General features: G+C 68.8%; 32 protein-coding genes. 12 read left to right on the plus strand and 20 right to left on the minus strand.

What is annotated here, in order from left to right; genetic code table 11:
- Window positions 1–23 precede the first annotated feature (23 nt).
- Genes ACLHIH_RS06690 through ACLHIH_RS06705 form a run of 4 tightly spaced genes read right to left on the minus strand, consistent with a single transcriptional unit; the run spans window position 24 to window position 2,159 of the window.
- Complete coding sequence (locus tag ACLHIH_RS06690) at window positions 24–551, minus strand: GNAT family N-acetyltransferase (RefSeq protein WP_411315922.1); 528 nt, start codon at window positions 549–551, stop codon at window positions 24–26.
- The gene (locus ACLHIH_RS06695) at window positions 538–1,224 is read right to left on the minus strand and encodes a DedA family protein (protein ID WP_411315923.1); all 687 of its coding nucleotides are present in this window, start codon (window positions 1,222–1,224) and stop codon (window positions 538–540) included. Before ACLHIH_RS06695 ends, ACLHIH_RS06690 begins: the two co-directional genes overlap by 14 nt.
- A complete protein-coding gene (locus ACLHIH_RS06700) occupies window positions 1,224–1,844 on the minus strand; it encodes a hypothetical protein (RefSeq protein ID WP_411315924.1) in 621 nt (206 codons plus the stop codon). The genes ACLHIH_RS06695 and ACLHIH_RS06700 overlap by 1 nt, the downstream gene beginning before the upstream one ends.
- A gap of 21 nt (window positions 1,845–1,865) precedes the next feature.
- Window positions 1,866–2,159 carry a hypothetical protein gene (locus ACLHIH_RS06705; RefSeq protein ID WP_411315925.1) on the minus strand — a complete coding sequence of 98 codons (294 nt, stop codon included), beginning with the start codon at window positions 2,157–2,159 and terminating at the stop codon, window positions 1,866–1,868.
- An 88-nt stretch (window positions 2,160–2,247) separates the two neighbouring features.
- Between ACLHIH_RS06705 and ACLHIH_RS06710 the strand changes: the two genes are divergently transcribed.
- Window positions 2,248–3,249 (plus strand): NADP-dependent oxidoreductase, encoded by a 1,002-nt coding sequence (locus tag ACLHIH_RS06710; RefSeq protein WP_411315926.1) that lies wholly within the window; start codon window positions 2,248–2,250, stop codon window positions 3,247–3,249.
- A gap of 29 nt (window positions 3,250–3,278) precedes the next feature.
- Here ACLHIH_RS06710 and ACLHIH_RS06715 read toward each other — a convergent pair whose 3' ends face one another.
- A complete protein-coding gene (locus ACLHIH_RS06715) occupies window positions 3,279–4,124 on the minus strand; it encodes a DUF3097 domain-containing protein (protein ID WP_411315927.1) in 846 nt (281 codons plus the stop codon).
- 242 nt (window positions 4,125–4,366) lie between these two features.
- On the opposite strand from ACLHIH_RS06715, the gene ACLHIH_RS06720 reads away from it, so the two are divergent.
- Complete coding sequence (locus ACLHIH_RS06720; RefSeq protein ID WP_411315928.1) at window positions 4,367–4,570, plus strand: cold-shock protein; 204 nt, start codon at window positions 4,367–4,369, stop codon at window positions 4,568–4,570.
- A 101-nt stretch (window positions 4,571–4,671) separates the two neighbouring features.
- Here the strand turns inward: ACLHIH_RS06720 and ACLHIH_RS06725 are convergent, their stop codons facing one another.
- The 3 genes from ACLHIH_RS06725 to ACLHIH_RS06735 all read right to left on the minus strand — a co-directional run bounded on the left by ACLHIH_RS06725 (window position 4,672) and on the right by ACLHIH_RS06735 (window position 5,575).
- Window positions 4,672–4,941 (minus strand): hypothetical protein, encoded by a 270-nt coding sequence (locus tag ACLHIH_RS06725; RefSeq protein WP_411315929.1) that lies wholly within the window; start codon window positions 4,939–4,941, stop codon window positions 4,672–4,674.
- A complete protein-coding gene (locus tag ACLHIH_RS06730) occupies window positions 4,938–5,174 on the minus strand; it encodes a DUF3072 domain-containing protein (protein WP_411316334.1) in 237 nt (78 codons plus the stop codon). Before ACLHIH_RS06730 ends, ACLHIH_RS06725 begins: the two co-directional genes overlap by 4 nt.
- Window positions 5,175–5,401: 227 nt before the next feature.
- Window positions 5,402–5,575, minus strand: coding sequence for a hypothetical protein (locus tag ACLHIH_RS06735; RefSeq protein ID WP_411315930.1), 174 nt, complete (start codon window positions 5,573–5,575; stop codon window positions 5,402–5,404).
- Window positions 5,576–5,695: 120 nt separating this feature from the next.
- On the opposite strand from ACLHIH_RS06735, the gene ACLHIH_RS06740 reads away from it, so the two are divergent.
- Window positions 5,696–6,673, plus strand: coding sequence for an LLM class F420-dependent oxidoreductase (locus ACLHIH_RS06740; RefSeq protein ID WP_411315931.1), 978 nt, complete (start codon window positions 5,696–5,698; stop codon window positions 6,671–6,673).
- Window positions 6,674–6,683: 10 nt separating this feature from the next.
- On the opposite strand, the gene ACLHIH_RS06745 is transcribed toward ACLHIH_RS06740, so the two are convergent.
- On the minus strand, window positions 6,684–7,715 hold the full coding sequence (locus ACLHIH_RS06745) for an aldo/keto reductase (RefSeq protein WP_411315932.1): 1,032 nt from the start codon (window positions 7,713–7,715) through the stop codon (window positions 6,684–6,686).
- Between the two features lie 130 nt (window positions 7,716–7,845).
- Between ACLHIH_RS06745 and ACLHIH_RS06750 the strand changes: the two genes are divergently transcribed.
- The gene (locus ACLHIH_RS06750) at window positions 7,846–8,028 is read left to right on the plus strand and encodes a hypothetical protein (RefSeq protein WP_411315933.1); all 183 of its coding nucleotides are present in this window, start codon (window positions 7,846–7,848) and stop codon (window positions 8,026–8,028) included.
- Window positions 8,021–8,239, plus strand: a complete 219-nt coding sequence (locus ACLHIH_RS06755; protein ID WP_411315934.1) for a DUF2945 domain-containing protein — start codon at window positions 8,021–8,023, stop codon at window positions 8,237–8,239. The genes ACLHIH_RS06750 and ACLHIH_RS06755 overlap by 8 nt, the downstream gene beginning before the upstream one ends.
- Window position 8,240: 1 nt before the next feature.
- On the opposite strand, the gene ACLHIH_RS06760 is transcribed toward ACLHIH_RS06755, so the two are convergent.
- Window positions 8,241–9,857 (minus strand): methyltransferase, encoded by a 1,617-nt coding sequence (locus ACLHIH_RS06760; protein ID WP_411315935.1) that lies wholly within the window; start codon window positions 9,855–9,857, stop codon window positions 8,241–8,243.
- Between the two features lie 34 nt (window positions 9,858–9,891).
- Window positions 9,892–11,409, minus strand: coding sequence for a sugar porter family MFS transporter (locus ACLHIH_RS06765; RefSeq protein WP_411316335.1), 1,518 nt, complete (start codon window positions 11,407–11,409; stop codon window positions 9,892–9,894).
- A gap of 150 nt (window positions 11,410–11,559) precedes the next feature.
- On the opposite strand from ACLHIH_RS06765, the gene ACLHIH_RS06770 reads away from it, so the two are divergent.
- On the plus strand, window positions 11,560–12,054 hold the full coding sequence (locus tag ACLHIH_RS06770) for an FBP domain-containing protein (protein ID WP_411315936.1): 495 nt from the start codon (window positions 11,560–11,562) through the stop codon (window positions 12,052–12,054).
- Window positions 12,055–12,113: 59 nt separating this feature from the next.
- On the opposite strand, the gene ACLHIH_RS06775 is transcribed toward ACLHIH_RS06770, so the two are convergent.
- Window positions 12,114–12,437, minus strand: coding sequence for a spore germination protein GerW family protein (locus ACLHIH_RS06775; protein WP_411315937.1), 324 nt, complete (start codon window positions 12,435–12,437; stop codon window positions 12,114–12,116).
- 107 nt (window positions 12,438–12,544) lie between these two features.
- Here ACLHIH_RS06775 and ACLHIH_RS06780 point away from each other — a divergent pair, with 107 nt between their 5' ends.
- The 3 genes from ACLHIH_RS06780 (at window position 12,545) to ACLHIH_RS06790 (ending at window position 14,669) form a co-directional block, all read left to right on the plus strand.
- Window positions 12,545–13,210: a hypothetical protein gene (locus ACLHIH_RS06780; RefSeq protein WP_411315938.1), complete on the plus strand. Its 666-nt coding sequence runs from the start codon at window positions 12,545–12,547 to the stop codon at window positions 13,208–13,210.
- Window positions 13,211–13,316: 106 nt separating this feature from the next.
- Entirely contained in the window at window positions 13,317–14,201 is an 885-nt protein-coding gene (locus tag ACLHIH_RS06785; RefSeq protein WP_411315939.1) for an EamA family transporter, read from the plus strand.
- A gap of 27 nt (window positions 14,202–14,228) precedes the next feature.
- Entirely contained in the window at window positions 14,229–14,669 is a 441-nt protein-coding gene (locus tag ACLHIH_RS06790; protein WP_411315940.1) for a nitroreductase family deazaflavin-dependent oxidoreductase, read from the plus strand.
- 6 nt (window positions 14,670–14,675) lie between these two features.
- Here the strand turns inward: ACLHIH_RS06790 and ACLHIH_RS06795 are convergent, their stop codons facing one another.
- Window positions 14,676–16,775, minus strand: coding sequence for a S9 family peptidase (locus ACLHIH_RS06795; protein ID WP_411315941.1), 2,100 nt, complete (start codon window positions 16,773–16,775; stop codon window positions 14,676–14,678).
- 80 nt (window positions 16,776–16,855) lie between these two features.
- Here ACLHIH_RS06795 and ACLHIH_RS06800 point away from each other — a divergent pair, with 80 nt between their 5' ends.
- Window positions 16,856–17,842 carry an LLM class F420-dependent oxidoreductase gene (locus ACLHIH_RS06800; RefSeq protein WP_411315942.1) on the plus strand — a complete coding sequence of 329 codons (987 nt, stop codon included), beginning with the start codon at window positions 16,856–16,858 and terminating at the stop codon, window positions 17,840–17,842.
- A 112-nt stretch (window positions 17,843–17,954) separates the two neighbouring features.
- A complete protein-coding gene (locus ACLHIH_RS06805; RefSeq protein WP_411315943.1) occupies window positions 17,955–19,427 on the plus strand; it encodes an MDR family MFS transporter in 1,473 nt (490 codons plus the stop codon).
- Between the two features lie 91 nt (window positions 19,428–19,518).
- Here the strand turns inward: ACLHIH_RS06805 and ACLHIH_RS06810 are convergent, their stop codons facing one another.
- From ACLHIH_RS06810 to ACLHIH_RS06820, 3 genes are all read right to left on the minus strand, one after another.
- Window positions 19,519–20,355, minus strand: a complete 837-nt coding sequence (locus ACLHIH_RS06810; protein WP_411315944.1) for an aldo/keto reductase — start codon at window positions 20,353–20,355, stop codon at window positions 19,519–19,521.
- Between the two features lie 320 nt (window positions 20,356–20,675).
- Entirely contained in the window at window positions 20,676–21,089 is a 414-nt protein-coding gene (locus ACLHIH_RS06815; RefSeq protein WP_411315945.1) for a DUF3054 domain-containing protein, read from the minus strand.
- 42 nt (window positions 21,090–21,131) lie between these two features.
- Window positions 21,132–22,043, minus strand: a complete 912-nt coding sequence (locus ACLHIH_RS06820; RefSeq protein ID WP_411315946.1) for a zinc-ribbon domain-containing protein — start codon at window positions 22,041–22,043, stop codon at window positions 21,132–21,134.
- Window positions 22,044–22,170: 127 nt separating this feature from the next.
- Here ACLHIH_RS06820 and ACLHIH_RS06825 point away from each other — a divergent pair, with 127 nt between their 5' ends.
- Entirely contained in the window at window positions 22,171–22,590 is a 420-nt protein-coding gene (locus ACLHIH_RS06825; protein ID WP_411315947.1) for a VOC family protein, read from the plus strand.
- Here the strand turns inward: ACLHIH_RS06825 and ACLHIH_RS06830 are convergent.
- Genes ACLHIH_RS06830 through gatC form a run of 4 tightly spaced genes read right to left on the minus strand, consistent with a single transcriptional unit; the run spans window position 22,587 to window position 26,179 of the window.
- On the minus strand, window positions 22,587–22,817 hold the full coding sequence (locus ACLHIH_RS06830; RefSeq protein ID WP_411315948.1) for a hypothetical protein: 231 nt from the start codon (window positions 22,815–22,817) through the stop codon (window positions 22,587–22,589). The two genes, ACLHIH_RS06825 and ACLHIH_RS06830, sit on opposite strands and share 4 nt — an antisense overlap.
- A gap of 10 nt (window positions 22,818–22,827) precedes the next feature.
- On the minus strand, window positions 22,828–24,342 hold the full coding sequence (gatB, locus tag ACLHIH_RS06835) for an Asp-tRNA(Asn)/Glu-tRNA(Gln) amidotransferase subunit GatB (RefSeq protein ID WP_411315949.1): 1,515 nt from the start codon (window positions 24,340–24,342) through the stop codon (window positions 22,828–22,830).
- Complete coding sequence (gene gatA / locus ACLHIH_RS06840) at window positions 24,342–25,880, minus strand: Asp-tRNA(Asn)/Glu-tRNA(Gln) amidotransferase subunit GatA (RefSeq protein WP_411315950.1); 1,539 nt, start codon at window positions 25,878–25,880, stop codon at window positions 24,342–24,344. The genes gatB and gatA overlap by 1 nt, the downstream gene beginning before the upstream one ends.
- The gene (gatC, locus tag ACLHIH_RS06845; RefSeq protein WP_411315951.1) at window positions 25,880–26,179 is read right to left on the minus strand and encodes an Asp-tRNA(Asn)/Glu-tRNA(Gln) amidotransferase subunit GatC; all 300 of its coding nucleotides are present in this window, start codon (window positions 26,177–26,179) and stop codon (window positions 25,880–25,882) included. The genes gatA and gatC overlap by 1 nt, the downstream gene beginning before the upstream one ends.
- Window positions 26,180–26,225 lie beyond the last annotated feature (46 nt).

Consider the following 26,225-nt stretch of genomic DNA (forward strand, 5'->3'; position numbering starts at 1 on the left):
GGGCGAGCCCGGAGTGAGCTAGGTCACGCGAGCGGGAGGGCGTCGGAGGCGCCGTCGCCGACGCGCGCGGCGAGAAGCGCCACGACGACGGTTCCGCCCTTCGTCGACTGACGACCGACCTCGACGAACCCTCGCGCGGCGTGGAAGGCGAGGGACGACGGGTTGGGCGGCTCGACGTTGACCTCGCACGTCACCTCCCGGCGATCGGCGGCGCGCGCGCGATCGAACACCTCCCGGTAGAGCGCGCGCCCCACGCCACGACCGCGATCCGCGGCATCCACGACGATGCGGTCGACGTAGGTGAAGTCGCGCGATCGCGCATCGAAGTACACGTAGTTCTCGCTCGCGTAGTCGCGCCCGGGCTCGAACCCGATCACGAAACCGGCGACGAGGTCGGGGCTCTCGTCGTCGACCGCCGCGAAGGCGTGGTCGCTCCGGGCGACGAGCCCGCGCATCTCGTCGACGTCGGTGAGGGGCACCGCCGGCACCGCCGCGTTGTTGAGCGCCGTGATGCGCTCGAGGTCGGTGTCGACGAGTTCACGAATGCGCATCGTCGCCCCCCGCTGTCACCGCGCGCCCCTTGCGCACCCTGCGCACGATAAGGAGCACGACGACGAGCACGATCGCGGCGATCACGACGACGTCGAGCACGCCGGAATACCGATCCACGAGCTCGTACTGCGTCCCGAGAGCGAACCCTCCCCCCACGAGGAGGGCGTTCCACGCGAGGCTGCCGCCGACGGTGAACACGGAGAAGACCCCGACCGGCATGCGCGCGGCACCCGCGGGCAGAGAGATGAGACTACGGACGCCGGGGATGAGCCTGCCGAAGAAGACGGCCGAACGACCGTGCCGCGAGAACCAGCCGGATGCCCGCTCGAAATCCTCCCGATCGACGAGAGGCAATCGCGACAGCACGCGGATCGTGCGCTCCTCACCGACCCAGAGCCCGAGGTAGTACAGGGCGAGTGCTCCGAGATAACTCCCGGCGGTCGCGCTCACGAGCACGAGCGCGAAGTCGAGATCCCCCGTGTTGGCGAGGAACCCCGCGAGAGGCAGGATGACCTCGCTCGGAATGGGAGGGAAGACCGTCTCGACGAGGGTCAGGAGGCCGACACCCACTTCACCGAGCGCGGCGATGATGCGCGCCGCGATGCCGACGAGACCGGAGAGGTCGTCCGCCGCCGCCGACGACGACGATGCGAGGAGGAAGAGCGGATGCATCAGAAGCCGAAGTCTCCCCCACCGAAGTCGCCGCCGCCTCCGAAGTCACCGCCTCCGAAGTCACCGCCCGAGTCGCCCGCGGCATCACCCGACTCGGCACCGCTCTCGGTGCCACCGTCGGCTCCCGCCTCCGTCGCGGGGTCGATGGGCGGGAGGAATGCGCCGACGAGGGCGGAGCCGATCACGTAGCCCGCGACGGACCCGAGAAGCGAGCCGCCGACGATCGACCCGAAACCGGGGCCGTTCTGCGCGCGACCCGCTCCGTCGCGAGCCGAACCGTTTGCTCCGCCGAACGCCCGCTCGAGAGAGCCGGGCTCGCGGAGCTCTGATCGTGTGGCGGCCTTCGCGAGGCTCGCGGGCGCGGCGTCGGCGGGACGCTCCGACTCGGTCGCGTTCGCACTCAACTGGGCGAAGAGCAGATCGCGCTGCTCCGACGTCAGCTTTCCGAAGGCCTCGGTGTGCACGCTCTCGATCGTCTCGGGCGGTGCGGTACGCAAGAGGTACCGGTAGCGCTCGACCGCGATCTCGTCATCCGATCGCGCCGCTGCCGGCGACGCCGTCGCCGAGGTGCGGGGGGATTCGGACTCGTCTCTGCCGAGCAGTCTGTCGAGGAAACCCATGTCATTTCTCCGTTTCTGCGCTCAGGAGAGCGCCCACGCGTCGCCGAGCAGCGGGGGTGCGAGCTCGAGGTACTTCTCGTGCACGGGGGCCGAGAGAAACGGTCCCTCACCGTCGGAGCGCGTCTGCGGCTCGTCGAACTCGACCCACCACACCCGGCCGACACTGCGTCCCCACACTCCCGCGAGGGCCGAGCCCGCCGACCGCACGACGATCCCGGTCGGCTCGCCCGGCCAGGGGCAGACGTCGGCGGCGGATGCATCGCGCACGTGCACTTGTGCGCCGATTCCGACCGCAGCGATAGAGGCACTCGACATGATCGAAGTCAACCACGTCGGCCGCCGAGTGCGAACCGAGTTGCGATGTCTCTCGGGATACTCAGGATTGGAGGCCAGGATGTCGCCTATGAGCGCTCGACGTCGACCGAACAGGGCAGTCCGCATCGCCGAATACGGCGGTCTCGAGAGAATCGAGGTCGTCGAGGTCGAGAGACCGGCCCCGGGGCCGGGTGAAGTGCTCGTCGAAGTGCTCGCCGCGGGCATCAACCACGTCGAGGCGTATCTCCGTGCGGGCGACTATCGGGACGAGTTCCCCGTCGACTTCCCCGTCGGTCAGGGCAGCGACTTCGCGGGTCTCGTCGTCGCGGTGGGCGAGGGGGTGGCCTCCTTCGCGCGGGGCGCCGAAGTGCTCGGACACGCGGTCATGGCCTCGCACGCCGACTTCGTGGTCGTACCCTCGGCGAATCTCGTCGCGAAGCCCGCGGCCCTCTCCTGGGAGGTCGCAGGCAGCCTCTTCCTCGCGGGCCTCGCGGCAGACGATGCCGTGCGCGCCGTCGGCGTCGGGGCGGGCGACACCGTCGTCATCTCGGCGGCAGCGGGCGGGGTCGGGAGTATCGAGGCACACCTCGCGCGGCACGCGGGCGCGACGGTCATCGGCACGTGTGGCGAGCGCAACTTCGACTACCTGCGCCAGATCAAGGTCAAGCCCGTGGTCTACGGAGACGGTCTCGCCGAGAGGATCCGCGAGCTCGCGCCGCAGGGTGTCACGGCGTACATCGACAACTTCGGGCGCGACAATCCCGATGTCGCCGCCGAACTCGGCGTCTCGCCCACTCGTTTCCGATCGAGCGAGAACCGCCGCGAGATCGAACTGCGCGCCATCAGGCCGCCGGCCGACGTCGCCATCGAGCACACGCGCGTGCTCGCCCGACTCGCGGGACTCGCCGCTGAGCGCACGATCGACGTGCTCATCTCGGGCTTCTACCCCTTCGACAGGGTCACGGATGCCTTCGAGGATCTCGAGCAGCGCCACGCTCGCGGAAAGATCGTGCTGGGCATGCGCCCGGTCGACAACTCGTTCCACGGCATGGGCGGCCGCAAGTCCCGCGACCTGCACGAGAACACCTGAGCTCGCGCGCGATCAGCGACGCGGGCGCGTCACGCTCTCGACGGCACCGTGACGAAGTCGATGAGCTCTTCGACCCGGCCCAGGAGCACGGGCTCGAGGTCGGCGTACATGCGCACCGAGGCGAGGATGCGCTGCCACGCCCTCGCGATATCCGCCTGGTCCTCGTGCGGCCATCCGAGAGCCGCACAGATGCCGTGCTTCCACTCGATCGAGCGCGGCACCTCCGGCCACGCCGCGAGCCCGATTCTCGCGGGTTTCACCGCTTGCCAGACGTCGACGAACGGATGCCCCACGACGAGCACGTGCGCACCGTGCGGTCCGCGCGCCACGGCCTCGGCGATGCGAGACTCCTTCGACCCCGGCACGAGGTGGTCGACGAGGACGCCGACGCGGCGACCGGGCCCGGGAGCGAAGTCCCGCACGATCGTGTCGAGATCATCGATGCCCTCGAGGTATTCGACGACGACGCCCTCGACCCTCAAGTCGTGGCCCCAGACCTTCTCGACGAGTTCGGCGTCATGGCGACCCTCGACGAAGATGCGGCTCGGTGACGCGACTCGCGCGGGAACGTCGGCGACGGCGAACGAGCCCGACGCCGACCTCGCCGTGCCGGTCGGGGCGCGACGCGGGGCGACGAGAGTCACGGGCTCGCCCTCGAGCAGGAACCCGGGACCGAGCGGGAAGACGCGCACGGCTCCGCGGTAATCCTCGAGCGAGACGAGCTTGCCCTCGAGTCGCACGACGGCACCGCAGAATCCGGTCGCGGTCTCTTCGACCACGAGATCGCGGTCGGCGGCGACCTCGCGCAGGATTCGCGGCGCGGGCCTGCGTGAGAACCCGGCGAGCACGTCGCTGCCGTACCTGTCGTCGTTCATCCGGCGAGGCTAAGCGACCCGGTGGTGGCCGTGCTCGCGACACCCCGAAAACTGTGTGTTCGTCGGGGTGTGGTGCAAAACGTCCGGATGGGGCTACGCTTGACTGAGAAGTTGATGTGCATCGCACGTCGCAATCGCCTCGGGTATCCCCTGGGGCGTCTCACAGTGAGGGCGACTTGCGGGCTCCTCGGCGCGAGGCCCCGACGTTCGGGTCCCGCATAGCACTCCAGGAGGAGCTTGCAATGACTACCGGTACTGTCAAATGGTTCAACGCTGAAAAAGGTTTCGGCTTCATCTCTCCCGACGACGGAAGCGCCGACGTGTTCGCGCACTTCTCCGCCATCTCGGGCAACGGCTACAAGTCGCTCGACGAGAACCAGAAGGTCGAGTTCGACGTCGCCCAGGGCCCCAAGGGTCTCCAGGCTGAGAACATCCGTTCGCTCTGATCTTCTGACTCACGTCAGCTGATCGGATCGCACTGATCCGACTCACGACACGAATGGCCCGGTTCCTCGGAACCGGGCCATTCGTGGTTCTGCGGTGCGAACTACTTCGTCGGCTCGCCCGAAGACTCGATGTCGTCTGCCTCGATCTCGCCCGCGGCGACGGCTTCGGCGTATTTGCGCATGTCGGGGCCGGGCTCGAAGTCGATGAACCGGTCTTTCATGGCCGCGTTGAGGTGGGCGAAGACGTCTTCCCACGGCTCACCCTTCATCGTCGTCGCAGCATCGAGCACGGCGCCGCGGAGCACCGCGTCGGAGTCGTCGAGGATCTTCGCCCGCGCCTCGTCGTTCCAGCGGATGTCTGCCGCCTTCACGAGCCCTGGCCCCGACCGGTCTTCGACTGCAAGCGGTCGATGTGCTCGGAGGCCTCGGCCTTCGTGAGGTCGGCGGGCAGTTCTTCGCCCGCCTCGCGCGCGAGAGTGTCGAGGTAGCTGCGCTGCGCGCCCGTCATGGCTTCGTCGCCCGTGACCCAGTCGGACGGATCTTTCTCTGCGGTGTTGCCGGCCGGAGCGCTCGCGTCTCCGAGGGTGTCTCCGGACGACCCCAGGGTGTCGCCGCTCGTTCCGCCCACGGTCGGGGCGCCTTCGTTCGGGTCTGCGTCGGAGCGTTCGGCTAGCGTCTGCTCGGTGACGATTTGTTCGGACTCGATCTGGTCCGGGGCTTTCTGGTCTGATGTGTCTGACATACTCCGACGCTAGACCGAGGGTCCGACATCGACCAGGGGTTGTACTCCCAGGTGGATCCGGTGTCCACCGACCGCATCACCGGGCGATGTCATCCATCCGTGCGCTTGAGGATGTGGAACGGGATGACGATGCTCCCGGTGATCGCGACGAGACCGGCCGAGAACATGATGCCGTCGAACGCGAGGCCGTCCCAGGCATAGCCGAAGAGCAGGATCCCGCCGACGAACAGGATGGCGGCGATGACGAAGGCGACGACGTTCATGGGTTTCCTCTGCGGGTCGAAAGTGCGCTCGGTCGAGTTTAGCCGCCCGCGGAGCTAGTACCCCCCGGGTGCCGAGCGCAAGCGGTTGAGCGCGCCCACTCCTGCTGGCATCGTGGCCGCATGACACGATTCGGATACACCCTCATGACCGAACAGAGCGGGCCGAAAGAGCTCGTCGGATATGCCGTCGATGCCGAGAAAGCCGGCTTCGACTTCGAAGTCTCGAGCGATCACCACTCCCCCTGGCTCGTGTCGCAGGGCCACGCGCCCTACGCCTGGAGCGTGCTCGGGGCCGTTGCTCAGGCCACGACGACGGTGGGCCTCATGACCTACGTCACGTGCCCGACCATGCGCTATCACCCCGCCGTCGTCGCGCAGAAAGCCGCGACCATGGCCCTCCTCTCTGACGGGCGGTTCACCCTCGGGCTCGGCTCGGGCGAGAACCTCAACGAGCACGTCATCGGGGAGGGCTGGCCCGCCGTCGCTGTGCGACAGGACATGCTCGAGGAAGCCGTGACGATCATCCGCGAGCTCCACGCGGGCGAACTGGTCACGTGGGAGGGTCAGCATTTCCGGGTCGACTCGGCTCGCGTGTGGGATCTTCCCGACGACGGAGTGCCGATCGCTCTCGCCGTCTCGGGCGAGCAATCGGTCGAGCGCTTCGCGCCGCTCGGCGACCACCTCGTGGCGGTCGACCCCGACGCCGATCTCGTCTCCCAGTGGGATGCACTCCACCCCGGAGGCGGGTCTCGCAAGATCGGGCAGATCCCGATCAGCTGGGGTCCGGACGAAGACGAGGCGATCGCCCGAGCGCACGACCAGTTCCGCTGGTTCGCGGGAGGGTGGAAGGTCAACGCCGATCTCCCGACGACCGCGGGCTTCTCGGGAGCGACCCAGTTCGTGCGCCCCGAAGACGTGGCCGAGAGCATCCCGTGCGGCCCCGACCTCGACGCGATCGTCGAATCGGTGAGCGCCTATTGGGAGGCCGGTTTCACCGACATCGCCCTCGTGCAGGTCGGCGACGAGCTGCAGCAGCGTTTTCTCGACGAGGCCGCGGCACCGCTTCTCGAGAAGCTGCGGGCCGCGAGCCCGTCGTGATCGCTCGCGGTCAGCGACCGCCCTCGATCTTGCGGTGGCGCTGAGCGACCCCCGCGGTTCCGTAGGGATAGTCGTCGACGCTCGGCGCGCTCGCACTCGTGAGCGCGTCGAGCTCGGCGCTCGACAGGTCGACGTCGACGGCGCCCATGTTGTCGACGAGCTGATCGACCGTGCGGGCCCCGAGCACGATCGAGGTCATCGCGGGGCGCGAATCGAGCCACGCGAGTGCGACCTGCGACGCGGTGACACCGCGATCGGAGGCGATCGAGGTGACCGCGTCGACGACGTCCCACGTGCGCTCGGAGGCGTTGCGGGCCTCCCACGCCTCCATTCCGCGCTTCGGATCCTCGCCGAGCCGAGTCGCCCCCGTCGGGTGCTCGTCGCGGCGGTACTTGCCCGTGAGCCATCCGCCCGCGAGCGGCGACCACGGCAAGAGCCCGATGCGAGCGTCGAGCGCGGCGGGCACGACCTCGTGCTCGATGTCGCGAACGAGGAGGCTGTATTGCGGCTGGAGGGTGACGGGCGGCGTGTATCCCGCGGCCGCGGCCACGTGGACCGCCTTCGTGAGCTGCCACCCGAGGTAATTCGAGAACCCGTAGTGGCCGATGTGCCCCGCGGTCACCGCGTCGTCGAGAAACCGGAGGGTCTCGTCGAGGGGCGTGAGGGCGTCCCACGCGTGCATCTGGTAGAGATCGATGTGATCGACCCCGAGTCTCCGGAGCGATGCCTCGAGCGCGACTCTCAAGTGGCGGCGGGACGTGCCGAGATCGTTCGGCCCCTCGCCCCGGGGGAAGCGCCCCTTCGTCGCGAGCACGGCGTTCGCCGCCTCGGTCGGGTGCACCGCGAGCCACCGACCGATGATGCTCTCCGACTCCCCCGCCGAATACACGTCGGCGGTGTCGATGAAGTTGCCGCCGCGCTCGGCGTAGGCGTCGAGCACGGCGTGCGACGCCGCTTCGTCGGCTTCGGCGCCGAAGGTCATTGTTCCGAGGGCGTGCACCGACACGATCGTGCCGCTGTTGCCCATGGTGCGATATCGCATGATGGTCCTTTCTCGCTCACCTCGTCGAGAGGCGGCACTCGACGGTAAGCCCCCCGGTGCCGTCTCGGGGGAATTCTGTGTGTTCCCGGCGGGGGTCGATTCTGCGGCCCGCACTGGCTAGCGTGAAACGATGAGCACCGACAACGACGCGGCATCCGCTTCGCCCACCCCACCTGACACCACCTCGACGAACGCCTCCCCCGAACTCGAGGACATGGTCCGCTCGATCCACGCGATCGGGGAGCGCGGCACCGGGCGTGACACCGGAGACGACGCCGACGGAAACGCGACCGAGGGGGCGGCTCATGAGTGACTCCCTCTCCGTCGGCGACCGCGTGAGTTGGAGCACCCCGCAGGGCCGCACCCAGGGCACCGTCACCGAGCGCAAGACGAAGGACTTCCAGCTCGCCGGTCAGAAATTCACGGCGAGCGACGACGACCCCGCCTTCGTGGTCGAGTCGGAGAAGACCGGGGCCGAAGCGGCTCACAAGGGCAGCGCGCTGCGCAAACTCGCGAAGAAGTAGCTCACGCCACGGGGAGCAGGAGAACCCCGGTCTCGACGAGTTCCCGCACGAGCGGCAGCATCACGTGGCGGAGTCCGGCGTCGTCGGCATCGAGGATCTCGGCGAGCGCCGCGATGATCGCCACGGTCGTGAGGGTTCCGTCGCACGCGCCCACGAAGGCCGCCGTCTCGGTGGCGAGGTCGGTCGTCCGACCGAACCCGCCGCCCTGGCGAAGGGTCATGACCGTGGGGTCGTCGGCTCCCGGCCAGTAGTGCCGCTCCTCGGTCACGTCGGGCGCGACGACGAAGGCGGTCGCCAGCACCTCGTCGTCGTCCATCGAGCGGATGCGCGCGCGAGCCTCGAGCGCATGCTCGAGGTGCCCGCCGAGCGATCCCGCCGCACCGACGGGCCGCGAGAGCCTTTCGAACCGCTCACCCGGCACGATCGGCGGCGACGCGATCGCGTCGGGCCGTCTCAGGGTGACGTAGCCGAACCCGACCGTCACGACGCCGCGGGTCGCGAAATCGTCGAGCCACGCGTTCTCGAGAGCGTCGGCCGCGTCACCGGTCCGCGTGCCGCCGTCGCGGATCCACGTCTCCGCGTAGGCCGCGGGGTCTTGCCTCTCCCTCTCGACGACCCACACGTCGACGGGTTCGGCTCCGGGCGAGGCGACCCACGACCGGATGCGATCGAAGGCGTCGCCGCTGAAGTTCTCGTCCGCGTTCTGATCGCGGTACTCCCAGTTGCCGAGCATCTGGGCTATCCCTCCCGGTCGGAGGTGGCGCACAGCGTTCGAGAGCACACTCTCGACGAGGGCGTCGCCGTCGAGACCCCCGTCGCGGTACTCGTATCGGGGCACACCGGGAGCCCGAGGGGTGATGACGAACGGCGGGTTGGACACGATGTGGTCGAAGACCTCCCCCTCGACCGGGTCGAAGAGGCTCCCGTGGCGGAACTCGATCGAGTCGACACCGTTGAGGGCCGCGTTGAATCGAGCGAAGTCGAGGGCGCGAGTCGAGATGTCCGTCGCGACGACGCGCGCGGCGTGACGCGAGAGATGCAGTGCCTGGATGCCGCACCCCGTGCCGAGATCCAGGGCCGCCTCGACGGGACGGTGCACGATGAGACCGCTGAGCGTCGTGGACGCCCCGCCGACTCCGAGCACGTGGTCCTCGCGCAGAGGGCGGCCGACGGCGACCTCGCCGAGGTCGGAGGCGATCCACCAGCCACCGACCCCCGTGCTGTCGACGAACGAGTAGGGGCGCAAATCGACGAGCGGACTCACCGAACCTCCGACGGGCTCGGCGACGATGCCGAGGGTCACCGCTCCCGGCACCGTGAGCGTGGGGAGCGCCGCGGCGAGGGCGACCTCGGAGACGGCGCTGTTGAGCACGAGGAGTCGAGCGAGCACCGCGAGCCGGTTGCCCGAGCCCGAGTCGTCGAGAAGACGATCGACCGCTCGCAGACACGGAACGCGGTGACCGCGATGCAGCGCCGCCGCCGCCGCGTCACCCCACAGCGTCGTGAGCGTGTCGACCCCGAAACCGGCGGCGGCGAGATCCGCGCGCAGGGCCTCGACGAGATGTGGCACCGACGTCGACGCGGGTGCAGATGGTGAGGAGGCGGGCGATGCGGACATCCGTCTATTCAACGCCACTCGCGGGGCCGAGCAGTCAGCGCGCCGCGGTCGTCGACGAGCCGCTGCCCTTCGCGCCGCTCTTCGCGCTCCCCTTCGCGCTCCCCTTCTGGGGCAGCAGCGTGTTCGCCTCCTCGAGCGACATCCCGTTGGTCTCGGGCACCTTCCAGAACACGAAGACGAACGAGAGGGCGGCGAAGAAGGCGTACATGCCGTAGGTGAAGGTGAGCGACGCCGCGGAGAGCGGCGGGAACGACACGGTCACCGCGAAGTTCGCGATCCACTGTGCCGCCGCCGCGACACCGAGCGCCTTGGCGCGGATGCTATTCGGGAAGATCTCGCCGAGGAGCACCCACACGAGCGGACCCCACGACGCTCCGAAGCTCACGACGAACACGTTGGCCGCGATGAGGGCCACGATCCCCCACGCGCCGGGCAGGTTGGGCTCGCCGTCGACGACTTGCGACTGGCTGAACGCGAGAGCCATCGTCGCGAGAGACGCCGCCATTCCGATCGACCCGGCGAGCAGGATCGGTCGGCGCCCGATGCGGTCGACGAGCGCGATCGCGATGAGGGTCACGAGAACGTTCGTGACCGACGTGATGACCGAGTAGACGAGCGAATCGGACTCCTCGAATCCGACGGCCTGCCAGAGGGTCGTCGAGTAGTAGAAGATCACGTTGATGCCGACGAACTGTTGGAACACCGAGAGGGTGATGCCGATCCAGACGATCGGTTTGAGCCCGAACGCGGACCCGCGCAGCGACCCCGTGCGCTTGGCTCGACGGTCTTCTTCGATCGAGGTGTAGATGTCGCGGATGCCGCGATCCACGTCGTCTGCGGGCCAGATCCGGGCGAACACCCGACGGGCGTCCTCCTCGCGGTCTTTGAGGATGAGGAAGCGCGGAGACTCCGGGAGTCTCAGGGCGATGAGTCCGTAGGCGACCGCGGGAACGGCTTCGGCCGCGAACATCCACCGCCAGGCCTCGAAACCGAACCAGAAGGGCTCACTCGCCCCACCCGCGAGTTCGGCGAAGACCGTGTCGGAGAGCAGGGCGGCGAAGATGCCGATCGTGATCGCGAGCTGCTGGAGTGAGGCCAAACGCCCGCGGAGCTTTCGCGGGGAGATCTCGGCGATGTACGCGGGAGCGATGACCGACGCGATGCCGATGCCGAGCCCCCCGATGAGACGCCAGATGATGAGGTCGACGACACCCGTCGCGAGGGCCGACCCGAGCGCGCTCACGAAGAAGAGCACCGCCGCGAGGAGCATGACGGGGATGCGACCGAACCGATCGGCGATCGAGCCGCCGAGGTAGGCCCCGGCCGCACACCCGAGGAGAGCGCTCGCGACGGCGAGCCCCGTGAGGGTCTCGGTGAGCCCGAACTGGCCCTGGATGGCGTCGACGGCGCCGTTGATGACGGAGGAGTCGAACCCGAACAGGAACCCGCCGAGCGCGCCGGCGATCGCGAGGCCGATGACCCGGCCGTTGGTGCTCGTCTGCCGGGTGTCGTCTGCCATGGTGCTCCTCGGTCGTGACTTCTCGGTCGTGATTCGGTCGTGAGTCGGTCGTGAACTGTCGGTCCTGACTTCTCGTCACGACGACCCTACGCCCGCTCGGGGCCGTGACGTCGTCGGTCGACAGCCCCCTCGTCCTCGCGGCCGCAGCGGGTTACGCTGGATGACCCCATCCCCGAGGAGACCGTGAAACCGCTCGATCCACGCGACATCCGCGGCAGCATCGTCAACGCCTCGCACGGCGAGATCGAACGGATGCCGCTCCCCGGACTCCACGAGGTCATGTGGGAGTCGCGCGAGTACCTCGGCTGGCTCGATCCGCAAGCGCCCGGCCGCGGGTACCTCGTGCACTGGACGGAGAACGGCCCCGTCGGCGTGACCCTCCGGGCGTCGACGAGTCGGATGAACCCCGGCATCTCGGCGATGTGCTCCCTGTGCCGCACCGCTCAGCCCGGCGACCAGGTGCGTTTGTTCTCGGCGCCGCGCGCGGGCCAGGCCGGCAGGGAGGGCAACACCGTCGGCACCTACATCTGCGCCGATCTCGCGTGTTCGATCATCATCCGCATCACCCCGCCGGCGTCGCCCATCCAGCCCGACCCGGCAGCCGTCGTCGAAGCGCGCGCGGTCGCCTTGCTCGCGCGAGTGCAGTCGTTCACCGCGGGGGTCATGAAGACCGCCTGAGACGGCGATCGTGCCGACCGGACGGTCTCGACGACGTGGCGGGTCGCGTGCGGTCGCGACTACTTCTTGAGGGCGCGGATGACTTTCGAGAGCGCCTTGCCCGCCACGACCGTCAGAGGGATCGATACGGCGAGAAGGGCGATGATGTTGGGCTCGAACACGAGACCGTCGCGCCCCTTCGTGTAGACGCCGATCGGGATGATGGTGCCGCCTCCCCCGCCACCGCCGGCCTCGGCGCTCTCGTCGTTTCCGGCACCGAAGCCGAACCACACGAGCGACACGGGGATCATCTCGACGCCGTCGACGGTCACGGGGTCACCGTAACTGCGCTTGGCACCGATCGAGGTGACGGAGTCTGCGATCTTCTCTACGAGGTTAGCCATGCGCCGACCCTAGCCCGCGAGCCACCAGGAGAGAACCCCCGAACGCAACCCCCTTGAGCCGAACGGACGCAGGGCTTTGTGTGGGAGGACACACAAGGGAGACCCTCATGACGAACACACCACCCCCCTACCCGGCCGCCGGCGACGACCCGGCGTCGACTCGAGCCGCCCACGCCGACACGAGCGCCACTCCCGGCGCTCGCTCCACGTCGGATGCGACCCTCCGAGACGAGGTCGTCGGACGCGAGAAACAGGAGTTCGGCGGAATGAAGTTCGGGGCGGCCTTCTTCGGGTGGCTCGCGTCGTTCGGCGCCGCCGTCATCCTCACCGCGCTCGTGGCGGGGGCGGGCACCGCGATCGGCCTCGGAACCGAGGTCGACATCGACGAGGCCGCAGACAACGCGAGCACGATCGGCATCGTCGGAGGCATCGTGCTCTTCGTCGTGATCTTCGTCGCCTACTTCTGCGGAGGTTACGTCGCCGGTCGGATGGCCCGCTTCGACGGGGTGAAGCAAGGCATCGCCGTGTGGCTCTGGGCGCTCATCATCGCGATCGTCGTCGCCGTCGTCGGCGCGATCGCGGGAAGCCAGTTCGACGTCCTCGCCGGGCTCAACGCCTTCCCGCGCGTGCCGCTCAACGAGGGCGACCTCACCGTCGCGGGCATCGTGACACTCGTGCTCGTCGTGATCGCGAGCCTCGTGGGCGCCGTCGTCGGAGGCATCGCGGGCATGCGCTTCCACCGCAGGGTCGACCGAGCGGGTCTCGGGCGCTGACCGCGAACCGCTAGACCGCTCGAGCCGGCGCCCTCGATCGAGGGCGCCGGCTCGAGCTCGTTCCGCGGTGTCGGGAGGCGGGCCTGCGGCGTGCCAGAGTAGGCGAGTGACGAGACGCCATACCCTTCTCGCGCTCGTCGTCGTTCTCCTGTGGGGGTTCAACTTCGTCGCGATCGACCTCGGGCAGGCCGACGTCCCGCCCCTCGTGTTCCTCGCGCTGAGGTTCGTCGTCGTCATCATCCCGGCGATCTTCTTCATCCCGCCTCCCGCGATCGGCTGGCGCAACATCGTGATGATCGGGCTCTTCTTGAGCTTCGCGCAGTTCGCCCTGCTCTACATCGCGATCGATCTCGGGATGCCCGCGGGGCTCGCGTCCCTCCTGCTGCAGACCCAGGTCATCCTGACCGTGCTCGTCTCGGCGATCGTCGTCCGCGAGCGCCCCACGAGGCGGCAATTGCTCGGCATCGTCATCGGCATGGTCGGCCTCGCGATCGTCGTGGTCGGGCACGGGGCGACGGCGCCCTGGTTGCCCATCGTCGTGACCCTCACGGCGGCGCTCTCGTGGTCGATCGGCAACGTGCTCAGTCGGCGCGCCAAAGCGGCGTCGGGACTCTCGCTCGTGGTCTGGTCGGCTCTCGTCGTGCCGGTGCCGAGTCTCGCGCTCGCGCTCGTGCTCGACGGCCCCGACACCGTCGTCACGGCCATCACGAACCTCTCGCTCGTCGCGATCGCGAGCACCCTTTACACCGCGATCGGCGCCTCGCTCATCGGCTACACGATCTGGAACTCGCTCCTCGCGCGCTACCCCACGAGCGCGGTCGCGCCCTTCACCCTCCTCGTTCCCGTCATCGGGATCCTCACGGCGTGGCTCGTCCTCGACGAATCCCCCTCGCTCACCGAACTCGCGGGGGGAGCGGTCATGCTCGGGGGCCTCGCCGTCGCCGTCATCACGAGGTGGAGTTTCGGTCCGCCGACGAGCCGGGCGAAATAAACCCGCTCGACTCGCGTTGTAGCTCCCATGCCACTCACCGGAGAATACGAACCGAGCACGTCGGACTGGGCCCGCGAACAAGCGGAACTCTACGAAGCCACGGGAGGCGCCGAAGGCGGCACCATGCGCGGTATGCCCGTCATCATCCTCACGACCGTGGGAGCGAAGAGCGGGAAGCTGCGCAAGACGGCGCTCATGCGCGTGGAACACGAGGGGCGGTATGCCGCGGTCGCGTCGCTCGGCGGGGCACCCCGGCATCCGGTCTGGTACTTCAACATCGTCGCGCAGCCCCACGTCGAGCTGCAGGACGGAGCCGTCAAGCGCGACTACACCGCGACCGAGGTGACGGGCGAGGAGAAGACCGAGTGGTGGGCCCGCGCGGTCGCCGCGTATCCCGACTACGCCGACTACCAGGCGAAGACGGAGCGCGAGATCCCCCTCTTCGTGCTCACCCCGATGGCCGACTAGCGCCGATCAGCTGAGGTCGAGCTTCGCGATGTCGACGGGGTCGAACCCCATGGTCTGGCCGTAGAACGACAGCTCGGATTCGGCGGCGTGGATGATGGTTTCGGCGCGACGGAAGCCGTGCGACTCCCCCTCGTAGGCGATGTAGGCGTGCGGTATCGATGTGTGCGCGAGGGCGTCGCGGAACATCTCGGCTTGCGACGGCGGCACGATCGGATCGTCGAGACCCTGGAGAAGAAGCACGGGCGTCGCGAGCCTGCTCACGTTGTTGAGGGGGGCGCGCGATCGATAGAGGTCGAGGGCCTCGGGGAGCGGCCCGACGAGGCCGTCGAGGTAGCGCGACTCGAAATCGTGCGTGTCTTCCGCGAACTTCTCGAGCTCGGCGACGCCGTAGTACGACGTTCCCGCGGCGAACACCGTCGAACTCGTGAGCGCCGAGAGCACCGTCCACCCGCCCGCCGAGCCCCCGCGGATGGCGAGGCGGTCGCGGTCAGCGAGTCCCGCGTCGGCGAGCCCGAGCACGGCCGAGACGACATCCTCGACGTCGACGACGCCCCACTGCCCCCGCAGCCGCTCGCGGTAGACCCGGCCGTACCCCGTCGACCCGCCGTAGTTGATGTCGACGACCCCGATGCCCCGACTCGTGAAGAAGGCGATCGTCGGGTTGAGTGTCGCGGAGACCTTCGACGTCGGTCCGCCGTGCACGAACGCGACGTAGGGCGGCAGCTCCCCCTCGGGTGACGAGAAATCGGGGTTGCGCGGCGCGTAGACGAACGCGTGCACGTCGCGTCGCTCCTCGGGCTCATCGAGAACGGGGCGGAACTGCTGCGGCGACGAGGTCGCCTCCGACGCGAGCGACGCCGAGGCGGCCGAGCCCGTGCGGGCGCGGAACGTGCGCGCTCGCGCGACCGGGAGGTAGTCGGCATCCGGGAGGGCCTCGACTCCGAGACGCACATCGGTGAGGTCGCCCGACGACAGGTCGAGGATGCGCACCCCGGACGCGAGTGACGACGACCCGCCGATCACGAGAACCCGTCCGCGACGGCGAGCGCCCAGAGTGATGGTCGTGAGGGGCGTCCGGATGCGCGCCGCGTCGTGCTTCTCCGCATTCACCACGACGAGGGTGTCGTCGCCGCTCGAGCGCACGGCGAGCAGCCGACCGTCGTCGAGCTGATCGAACCAGCGGGAGCCGAGCATCCAGAGCGCGCCTCCGTACTCGGCCTCCTCGAGGAACGCGGGGTTGCGTGACCCGTCGAGCCCGACCGTCTCGAGATTCCACCACCCGGAACGGTCGGAGATGGCGATGAGCGACTCGTCGTCGACCCACTCGGGTTGGAGTACCGACTCGGTCGTCGACCCCGCGAGCACGCGCCATCCGAACGCCGCGGCGACCGACGGCGCCGACGCGGTCCCCTCCGGTCCCGCGGTCTCCCCCGTGATGCCGAGAGCGACGACCCGGCCGTCGGCATCGAGCTCGCCGACGCGCAACTGGGTGCCGTCCCACGGCATCTGCGGGTGATCCCAGGCGATCCACGCGAGACGCGAGCCGTCGGGCGAGAAGCGCGGGTAGGCGAGGAAGTCGGAGCCGGCGACGATCGACCTGATGCGTGCGGCGTCGGCGGCCGCGCTCCCGTCGAGAGGGATGGCGACGATGTCGCGCGAGACGACGGGGTCGCCCGATGCGCCTACGTCGTGGGTCTCACGGACCGCGATGACCTCGCTGCCGCGCACCGCGAGCTCGGCGAACCGGAAGCCGCCACTCTCGGGCGTGAGCGGAATGGGCGTCGAGGCTCCGGCGTCGAGGCAGTACACCCGCTGATCGGTGAACTCGCTGAACACGAGGAGCCCCGCGTCGGTGACCGCCCACGCGCCTCCGCCGTACTCGTGCACGCGCGTGCGGGCGTTCCACGGCGCGGGCAGGATGTCGACGGGCTCCCCGTCGGCCCCCGAGGTGCGCACCGCGAGCCTGCCGCCCTCGCCGGGGCGAGACTCCAACCACCAGACGTCGTCGCCGACCCACTGGGCCCCGCTCACGGGGTGCCCGCTCGCGGCGAGATCGTGAGCGGTGATGGGTGAACGCCAGGTTCCGTAGGGAGCGATTGTCGTCATGCCCCCATTCTTTCGCGCTTGCGCCGACTCACTACCCCCTTGCACCGACCGTCGACCCCGTCCGTTCGTAAGCTGGGCTCATGAGATTCGGACTCTTCATTCCCCAGGGCTGGCGCCACGACCTCGTCGACATCGATCCCGCGGAGCAGTGGGCCGTGATGAAGGGTCTCGCGGAGCACGCCGACGCGGGCGCGTGGGAGTCGATCTGGGTCTACGACCATTTCCACACCGTGCCGGTCGCGAGCGAGGAGGCGACCCACGAGGCGTGGACCCTCATGTCGGCCTTCGCCGTGACGACCTCGCGCGTGCGTCTCGGGCAGATGTGCACGTGCATGGGATACCGCAATCCCGCCTACCTCGCGAAGGTCGCGGCGACCATCGACGTCATCTCGGGTGGGCGCACCGAGATGGGGATCGGAGGCGGATGGTACGAACACGAGTGGCGCGCCTACGGCTACGACTTCCCCACCGCGGGCACACGGCTCAGCATGCTCCGCGAAGGCGTCGACATCATGAAACAGGCCTGGACGACGGGCTCGGCGACACTCGACGGCAAGCACTACCAGGTCGACGGGGCGATCGTGCGCCCTCTGCCCCTGCAAGACGGAGGCATCCCGTTCTGGATCGCCGGCGGCGGCGAGAAGGTCACGCTGAAGATCGCGGCGCAGTATGCGAGCTACACGAACTTCGCCGGCGACCCCGAGGAGTTCGACCACAAGAGCTCGATCCTCCGCGGGCACTGCGAGGCGCTCGGTACCGACTTCGACTCGATCGTGCGCTCCTCCAACTACAACGTGGTCATCGCCGAGACTCAGGCCGAGGTCGACGAGCGCATCGAAGCGATCCGCACCCGCGTCACGCCGTACCTCGGAGAGAAGACGGATGCCTTCATCGCCGAGTACACCGACGGCGCACTCGCGGTCGGCACTCCCGACCAGATCATCGAGCGCCTCACCGACATGCAGAGCCGCGGAATGACCTACGGCATCTTCTACTTCCCCGAGGCCGCGTACGACCGATCGGGCATCGAACTGTTCGAGCGCACCGTGCTCCCCGCACTGTCCTAGGAGTCGATCCCGCCGGGTCGGGAATACCCGCCGCGCATCGTCCGTTGACTGACGCGGTGCGCCTTCGCTGCGCCCGATCTCCAGACCGCGCCGACGGAAGGCCCACCGACTCGTGACCGACACCATCCCCACGATCACCCCTCCGGAGGCGGAGTCTCCGGCCGACAACTCGAGGCGCAACACCCTCGTCATCCGCCTCCTGCTCGTCTCGGCATTCGTCGTGATCTTGAACGAGACGATCATGGGGGTCGCCCTCCCGCGGCTCATGGACGACCTGTCGATCACGGCGACGTCCGCCCAGTGGTTCACGACGGCGTTCATGCTCACGATGGCGATCGTCATCCCCATCACGGGCTTCCTCCTCCAGCGGTTCAACACACGGCCGATCTTCGTGACGGCGATGGCGCTCTTCAGCGTCGGGACTCTCATCGCAGCCGTCGCCCCCGGCTTCGAGGTCCTGCTCGCCGGTCGAGTGGTGCAGGCGATGGGCACGGCGATCATGATGCCGCTGCTCATGACGACGGTCATGACGCTCGTCGCTCCGGCCTCGCGCGGCCGCACGATGGGAAACATCTCGATCGTCATCTCGGTCGCGCCCGCGGTCGGCCCGGCCATCTCGGGCCTCATTCTGAGCGTGCTCGACTGGCGCTGGCTATTCATCCTCGTGCTCCCGATCGCCGTGGGGTCGCTCGCACTCGGCGCCGCTCGCGTGCAGAACGTGACGACCCCGCGCGCCACGAAGGTCGACGTCGTCTCCGTCGTGCTGTCGGCCTTCGGTTTCGGCGGCATCGTCTTCGGGCTCAGCAACTTCGGCGAGGGTGCGGGCGGCGGCCCCGTCGTCGGCGGCACGGCCCTCGCGATCGGGGTGCTCTCCCTCGCGCTCTTCGTTCTGCGCCAGCGCACCCTGCAGCGCGCCGACCGAGCCCTGCTCGATTTGCGCACCTTCTCGTCACGCACCTTCGCTTTCGCCATCGCGATGCTCGCGATCAGCATGATGGCCCTCTTCGGAACGATCATCCTGCTGCCGATCTACACGCAGACCGTGCTCGGCCTCGACTCCCTCCGGGCCGGACTGCTCATGGCCCCGGGCGGGCTCACCATGGGGTTGCTCGCGCCGTTCGTCGGGCGCATCTACGACCGCATGGGGCCGACGACCCTCCTCGTCACGGGCTCGATAATCGTGAGCGCCGTGCTCTGGTCGATGACGATGCTCGACGAGTCGAGCGCCGTGTGGATGGTGCTCGTCGCCCACGTCGTGCTGAGCGTCGGGCTCGCGCTGCTCTTCACCCCGCTCTTCACGTCGGCCCTCGGCTCGCTCCGCCCCTCGCTCTACTCCCACGGGAGCGCGATCGTCGGAACGGTGCAGCAGGTTGCGGCAGCCGCGGGTACCGCGCTCTTCATCGCGGTCATGTCGGGTCAGATCGAGCGCCTGACCGCGGGCGGAACCTCGGAGATCATCGCGACGGCGTCGGGAATCCAGACCGCTTTCCTCTACGGCGCGATCATCTCGCTCTTCGCGATCCCCGCCGCGTTCTTCGTGCGCAAGCCCGTCGATGCGCCGACCGGTCCCGTCGCGATGCACTGATCCCCGCTTGCGCGTGCAGTGAACGACGAAGGGCGGATGCTGTCGCATCCGCCCTTCGTCGTCTCGGCGCCCGACGACGCCGATGGACCGGCTACGCCGGGATGTAGTTGAACTCGTCGGGATCCGGTCCCGTGCGCTCGTCTTTGTTGAGGTTGCCGATGACCGCGACCTCTTCTCCCGTGAGCTCGAAGTCGAAGAGGGCGAAGTTCTCTTCGACGCGCGAACGGGTGACCGACTTCGGGAAGACGATGTCGCCGCGCTCGAGGTGCCAGCGGAGGGTGACCTGCGCGGGGGTCTTGCCGTAGCGCTCCCCGATCTCGCCGAGGACCGCCTCGTGCAGCACGTTGCCCTGGGCGATGGGGGACCAGGCCTCGGTCGCGATGCCGTGCTTCGTGTTGACGGCTCGGAGCGCGTCTTGCGTGAGGTACGGGTGCACCTCGATCTGGTTGACGGCGGGCACGGTGCCGCTCTCGGCGATCACGCGCTCGAGGTGGTGTGCCTGGAAGTTCGAGACGCCGATCGCTTTGACGCGACCCGAGGCGTGCATCTCCTCGAGTGCCTTCCAGGTGTCGACGAAGTCGCCGACGGCCGGGAGCGGCCAGTGGATGAGGAACAGATCGAGGTAGTCGAACCCGAGAGCCTCGAGGGTGCCGTCGAACGCGGTGAGAGCGTCGTCACGGTCATGGAAGCCGTTGTTGAGCTTGCTCGTGACGAAGACGTCGGCGCGGTCGAGGCCGGACTCGGCGACGGCCTGACCGACCTCCTTCTCGTTGCCGTACATCTCGGCGGTGTCGATGTGGCGGTAGCCGACCTCGAGGGCCTCGAGGGTCGCCTTCTTCGTGTCTGCGGGGTCGATCTGGTACGTGCCGAAGCCGAGCTGGGGGATCTCGACACCGTTGTTGAGGGTGATGGTGGGAACGGACGTCATTCGGGTTCTCCTTCGATGGGTCGACGCCGCGCTGAACGCGGGCGTCTCGACCAGGACAGTAAGCCGCTCGAGGCGCGGATTGTTCCTGACTCGGCCGATTCGGCCCACTGTGGTGCCCCCACCTGGGTGTTCACCCCATTGGCCCCCACGGTGCCCCCGGCAGGAGTACGGTCCTCCCAACGGAGCCAGCTCTTCGGGTGAGCCGCTTCGTGAGCGTCGGGGAGGTCTTCGGGTAAAGATCTCCCCTGGCGCGGCCCGGCCCTCGCCCCCCGGCTAGGACTGGGTTTCGCCTGGGCTGCGTCAGCCCGTCGGGGTCGCGCTCACTTGCGGTACTTGTCGTCGACCACCCGGGGCACGCCTGGCCCGAAGACGGCGTCGATCGCCCAGGCGAGGGCACGCCACCCGAAGAGGAACGCGCCGAGCGCGATCGTCGTGATGAACATGAAGCGCGTGTCGGTCGGCTCTCCGACTGCCACGCGGATCGCGAGCCCTCCCAGACTCGTCGACAACCACACGGCGAGCGCGGTCGGGATGAACCCGCGCGGGGCGCGCCACCCGCGCGCGACCGCCCAGCCGAGCAGCGCGCCCGTGACGAAGGGCAGTGCTTCGAGCACGAAACCCCCGACATCGGTTCGCCGTGTCTCCCGCCCGGCGGTGATGAAGAGTCCGATGACGACGAGGTCGACGACGAGGTAGGCGATGGCCGCGAACATCCGCGCTCGCTTCGTCGTCATCGACACAGCGTAGGTCGCCCCGTGGCGCGACCGGGCCGGCGTTCAGGACCTTGGAAGCATCGTGCCCGCGCCCGACGCGCGGGGGGCGCTCGTCGGCCGCAGGTAAGAGCGCACGATGAGGTCTCCGCGTATCACCGCCATCTCGTCGATCATGCGATCGACGAGCTTCGCCGAGACGCCCGCAGCGAGGATGTCGTGCTCACCGATCGCGAGAAGCGGGGCGAGGCGCACGCGGATGACCTCCCACCCCGTCGACCGCAGGGCACGGTCTTTGCGGCGATCCACCGTCTCGCGGGCACCGACGTGCTCGAGGCCGTCCCGCCCGACGGTGTCGAGCTCGATCGCGATCTTGAGTTCGTCGATCACGAGGTCGGGCCACGCCTCGAGGTGGGTGAAGAAGGGGGTTGCGAGCCGCACCGCGGTGAACCCCTCGTGCACGTCGAGGCGCGCGAAGAGCCGAGATCGCAACGACCCTTCGACGGCGGACGCGGGACGGGGAGCGCACGGGCTCGAGAACGCCTCTCCCACGGCGAGAGAGGGCGCGGGTGATCGGGAGCACAGCGGGCTGCCCGCCGCGGGGGACGACGGCCTGGCTCGCGGTGACGCTGCTTCGGGCACCACCGCTCGCGACACCGGGGGTCGAGCGCCGCCGCGAGCGAGCTCCGAGCACTCCGGGCACCACGACGACTTGCGTCTGCTGCAACCGGGTCGACTCCGCTGCTCGTCGGGGGTCGCGACGAAGAGGTGACCCGAATCGCACTGCCACTGCACGTAGACATCGGCCGCGGGCGGAATCTGACTCAGCACGATCCCGCGGTTGAGGTCGGGGTGGTACTGCCTCACGAGCGCGGGGAAGGTCTTCCACGCGTCGCGGTACCGACCGATCGGGTAGGGCACCGCCGTGCCCTTCGACCTCTGACGCCGCTGCCACCACGCCTCGATCTGCTCCGGCATGAATCCTCCCGCGAGCACGGTAATCCGCTCTACCGACACCCGCGCGAGAGTGCCACGATGGGTGGGCGACGCCCCGTGGGAGCGGCCCGCTCCCGCGGCGAGAGCGCACGACGAAGGAGCATCGACGATGACGACGACACTCAATCCCTACCTGGCCTTCGACGGCAGAGCCCGCGAGGCCATCGAGTTCTACCGCCGGATTCTCGGGGGCGACCCCGAGCTGAGCACCTACGGCGACTACGGCATGGGCGACGCCGACGAGGCCGACAAGATCATGCACGCCCAGTTGACGACACCGGCGGGTCTCGTTCTCATGGTGTCGGACACCCCGAGCGGCACTCCCCTCACCGTCGGGGACTCCATCTCGATCTCGCTCAGCGGGGACGACCTCGACGAACTGACCGGCTATTGGACGGGTCTCTCCGAGGGTGGCACCGAGATCGAACCGTTCGTTGCCGCACCGTGGGGTGACACCTTCGGCATCTGTCGAGACCGATTCGGCGTCACGTGGATGGTCAACGCGACCGAGAAGGGCGGCGCGGACTAGCCGGTGCGGCGCAGGGACGCGACGAGGCACGCGACCCCGGCGCCGATGAGAAGCCCGTTGATCACGAGATAGGGCACTCCCTCGCCCGTCCAGTCGGCCGAGATCGTCGACCAGGATGTCGCGAGCCCGAGCAGACCGACGGCGAGCGCGACCATGCCGACGAGCCTCCACGGCGTTCCGCGCGAGTCGTGCGGTGACGCCTCGCGGGGGTCATGTCGGTCGTTCACGCGGGCTCCGTCACACGCTCGCGCGTTCGAGCACGAGTTCGCGCACGCGAGCCGCGTCGGCCTGCCCCTTCATGGCCTTCATGACCGCGCCGATGACCGCTCCCGCCGCTTGCACCTTGCCGTCTTTGATTTTCGCGAGAACGTCGGGTTGCGACGCGAGGGCGTCGTCGATCGCCGCGATGAGCGCGGTGTCGTCGGAGACGACCGCGAGTCCGCGAGCGGCGACGACCTCGGCGGGTGTCCCCTCGCCCGCGATGACCCCCTCGAGAACCTGGCGAGCGAGTCGATCGGTGAGCTCTCCGGAGTCGACCATCGCGACGAGCGCCGCGACCTGGGCCGGCGTCACGAGACTCGCGGCGTCGACGGCCCGGTCGTTCGCGGTGCGACTGATCTCGCCCATCCACCACTTGCGCGCAGCGACCGGGGATGCCCCGGCCTCGACGGTCTCGACGACCTCGGTGAGCAGCCCCGCGTTGACGATCGACTGGAAGTCGATGTCACCGAAACCCCACTCCGCCTTGAGTCGTCGACGCAGCAGCACGGGCGACTCGGGGAGGGCCGCGCGCAGCTCGTCGATGAGCTCGACGCTCGGCTCGACCGGGAGGAGGTCTGGCTCGGGAAAGTAGCGGTAGTCGTCGGCGTCGCTCTTGGGGCGACCCGCCGACGTGCGACCGGTGTCCTCGTGCCAGTGCCTCGTCTCCTGCACGATCGTGCCGCCCGCCGCGAGGATCGCCGCTTGGCGCTGGATCTCGTAGCGGATGGCGCGCTCGACCGAGCGCAGCGAGTTGACGTTCTTGGTCTCGGTGCGGGTTCCGAGCTTTCCCGACCCGCGCGGCGACAGGGAGATGTTCGCGTCGCATCGCAGGTTTCCCCGCTCCATGCGCGCATCCGAGATGCCGAGCGAACGCACGATGTCGCGAATCGTCGAGACGTAGGCCTTGGCGAGAGCCGGGGCATCCTTCTCGGCTCCGTAGATGATGTTCGTGACGATCTCGACGAGGGGCACGCCCGCGCGGTTGTAGTCGACGAGGGAGTACTCGGCGCCCTGGATGCGACCGGTCGACCCTCCGACGTGTGTGAGCTTGCCTGCATCCTCTTCCATGTGGGCCCGCTCGATCGGGATCTGGAAGACCCGACCGTCTTCGAGCTCGACCTCGACCCGACCGTCGAACGCGATGGGCTCGTCGAACTGGCTGATCTGGTAGTTCTTCGCGAGGTCGGGGTAGAAGTAGTTCTTGCGCGCGAACCGCGAGCTCGGCGCGATCGAGCACCCGAGGGCGAGCCCGAGGCTGATGGAGTGCTTCACGGCCTGCTCGTTGACCACCGGAAGGGCGCCGGGGAGGCCCAGGTCGACGGGCGTGATCTGGGTGTTCGGCGGAGCACCGTGGCCCTCGGGCGTCGCGGGGTTGGGCGCGTCGGAGAACATCTTCGACTTCGTGTTGAGTTCGACGTGCACCTCGAAGCCGAGCACGGGCTCGAACATCTCGAGAGCCCTGTCGAAGTCCATGAGTTCAGGCTTGGCCATCAGACTCGTCCTTCCTGTGCTGCGGTCATCTCGGCGGGAGCGAGGTCGGGAGCCATGCTGCTGAGTGTGCGACCCCAACGGTCTTCGAGGAGGGCTTCGAACGCCCCTCCCACCGAGTAGAGGCGCGCGTCCTGCCGCGCCGGCGCCATGATCTGGAGCCCCGTCGGCAGTCCGTCCTCGGGCGCGAGACCCATCGGGAGTCCCATCCCCGGCACCCCCGCGAGGTTTGCGGGAATGGTCGTGATGTCGTTGAGGTACATGGCGAGCGGATCGTCGAGCTTCTCGCCGAGTTTGAAGGCGGTCGTCGGTGCCGAGGGCGACACGAGAACATCCGCCTTCTCGAACGCCGCGTCGAAGTCGCGCTGGATGAGCGTGCGCACCTTCTGCGCGCTCCCGTAGTACGCGTCGTAGTAGCCCGCCGAGAGGGCGTAGGTGCCGAGGATGACGCGGCGCTTGACCTCGTCGCCGAAACCGGCTTCGCGCGTCGCGGCCATGACGTCCTCCACGGTTCCGCCACCGTCGGGGTTGACCCGCAGGCCGAAGCGCACGGAGTCGTACTTCGCGAGGTTGCTCGACGCCTCCGCGGGGAGGATCAGGTAGTACGCCGCGATCGCGTAGTCGAAGTGGGGTGCGGAGACCTCCACGATCTCGGCGCCCGCGGCGGCCATGATCTCGAGGGATTCGGTGAAGCGCTGCTGCACCCCCGCTTGCATCCCCTCGCCCTGGAGCTCCTTCACGACGCCGACGCGCACCCCCGCGAGGGATCGCGAGGCGCGGCCCGTGCGGGCGGCATCGGCGAACGACGGCCACTCGTCGCGCAGAGACGTCGAGTCGCGAGGGTCGTGACCGCCGATGACGTCGTGCAGGAGGGCGGCGTCGACGACACTGCGCGAGACCGGGCCGACCTGATCGAGCGACGACGCGAGGGCGATCGCGCCGTAGCGCGACACTCCCCCGTAGGTCGGCTTGACGCCGACCGAGCCCGTGACGGCGGCCGGCTGGCGGATCGAACCACCGGTGTCGGAGCCGAGCGCGAGGGGCGCCTCGAACGCCGCGACCGCGGCCGCCGACCCTCCGCCCGATCCTCCGGGGATGCGCTCGAGATCCCACGGGTTGTGGGTGGGGCCGAACGCGGAGTGCTCGGTCGACGAGCCCATCGCGAACTCGTCCATGTTGGTCTTGCCGAGCGGCACGAGGTGCGCCTCGCGGAGCTTGCGCACGACCGTCGCGTCGTAGGGAGGCACCCAGCCCTCGAGCATGCGCGAACCGGCGGTCGACGGCATGTCGAACGTGCACAGCACGTCCTTGATGGCGATCGGCACGCCCGCGAGCGGGCCCATCTCCTCGCCGGCGATGCGTCGTGAGTCGATGCCCGCCGCGGTCGAGAGGGCGGACTGCGACACGTGGAGGAACGCGTGCACGTCTCCATCGACCGCCTCGATGCGGTCGAGGTGGGCTTGCGTGACCTCGACGCTCGAGATCTCCTTAGCGGTGAGCTTCTCGGCGAGCTCCCACGCGGGCATACGGGTGACCGACATCACTGCTCCTCACCGAGGATCGCCGACACGCGGAACCTCGAGTCGTCGTGCTCGGGAGCGCCTGAGAGCGCCTCCTCCGTCGACAGGGTGTCGCCGGGGACATCCGGTCGGAACACGTTCGAGAGGGCGATCGGGTGGCTCGTCGCGGGGACGTCGTCACCGGCGACCTCGGAGACCTTCGCGATGGCGTCGACGATCGTGCCCAGTTCACCCGTGAGCTTGGCGATCTCGTCGGGTGTCAAAGCGATGCGCGCGAGATTCGCGAGGTGCGCGACCTGCTCGGTGGTGATTTCAGACATGCGGCTCCGTGCGATCGAGGCGGTGTTCGGCACCCCAGTCTATTCG

It is taken from the genome of Marisediminicola sp. LYQ134, assembly GCF_046599635.1.
In the GTDB taxonomy this organism is placed as follows: Bacteria; Actinomycetota; Actinomycetes; order Actinomycetales; family Microbacteriaceae; genus Marisediminicola.